Source organism: Mycobacterium sp. NGS11 (genome assembly GCF_059813315.1).
The window spans coordinates 1-1,244 of the sequence record NZ_JCALEJ010000064.1 but is presented as its reverse complement, the minus strand read 5'-3'; the positions used below and the strand labels follow the sequence as shown (position 1 = coordinate 1,244).

Here is a 1,244-nt window from a genome sequence, read left to right as displayed (position 1 = left end):
ACGGCTCACTAATAGCACGCGACCCCGACACGCGACTCCGGTTGCTGCACGAGTACGTCGGTCAAACTGTACGGAAGTGTCACCTTGATCTGGACAGTTTGATTCGAATAAGTCCGAAAATGGTTACGGACAAACAACTCTCCTCGTAGTAGTCATCGCTCTGCGTGCCGATAACGCACGGAGCAGGAGAATTTGGCGGTCGCCAAGTTGGCGATGCCGGCGTGCGCGGCGGCGCCCAGCGGGACAGTTGGCTGACCTGCAGCAGCAGAATGTTGCGAAGTAATTCCATGACCACTTCACGGGGGTCCGGTCACCAGTCAAACGGCGACACCGTCAGCGCCGTCACTCCTCGTCAACGAGGCGGAGACCGGCGACTCACGCCAGCACCAGCACCACCCACCCAACCGGGTCGCCTCGCGCCGGGCATCGCCAGCCCACCGGACGACACCGTCTGCCCCGCTCCGTACGGCTGACCATTAAGGTCAAATCGTGACTCAAGGAGCCAACCGGGCGCAGGCAGGCCGCGGCATTACGGCAGGCCTTACGGCCGAGGCGGATGTTTGGCCGGCTCTTGCCCTTCAGCACTTGTGGAACGCTCGGCATATGGCCGCGCTGTGCAAGACGCGGGAGAACGACGTAATTGCCCAAGGCAACCACAACATCGACTACGAACTTCGCTGACTCGCTATGGTTGCCGTTGCGTCGGCAGCAGGCTTCGTCGAATCGTTGATTAATGAGATATTCCGTGCCGCTACCAACGCGCCACGGGTAACAACGCCGAACATAGCGGGAATTCCGCCCGATGCCGTCGAGAAGATGAAAGACCTTTGGAATCCTCCAACAGCGCAAGGTCCGAAACCTGGCCGGTTGCAGCATGTATGGGCGAAACTGCGGGGCCACAAGCCCGTCCGGCCGCCGGTATCAATCGAACGTAATCCTCCGCTCGATAAGTACCAACACGCACTCACGGCGATTGGAAAATCCCAAGCGATGCCGAAGGGGCATCAGACCTGCCAACGCGTCCAGATTGTGTTCGACCTGCGGAATGCGTTGCTGCACTACACGCCTGAATGGCAGAGCGTCACCCACGGCGAACTTCGGTCCCGGTTTCAGCAAGTGCCAAAAAGCAAGCAACTCGTAGCCGGTGCCGGATTTCCAAGCGTGATTTTGAACGCGGACGCCGCAGAATGGGCCTGTAACGTGTGTGTGGATTTCGTTGATGAATGGTCTGGGCACATGGGGAT

At 59.4% G+C, this 1,244-nt stretch carries 2 protein-coding genes; both read left to right on the top strand.

Features of this window, described 5'->3' with window-relative positions:
* Positions 1 to 489: 489 nt before the first annotated feature.
* The gene (locus AC5Y4T_RS26100; RefSeq protein ID WP_142305312.1) at positions 490 to 681 is read left to right on the top strand and encodes a hypothetical protein; all 192 of its coding nucleotides are present in this window, start codon (positions 490 to 492) and stop codon (positions 679 to 681) included.
* 6 nt (positions 682 to 687) lie between these two features.
* The coding region (locus AC5Y4T_RS26095) for a hypothetical protein (RefSeq protein ID WP_499956138.1) at positions 688 to 1,244 on the top strand (557 nt) is incomplete at its 3' end.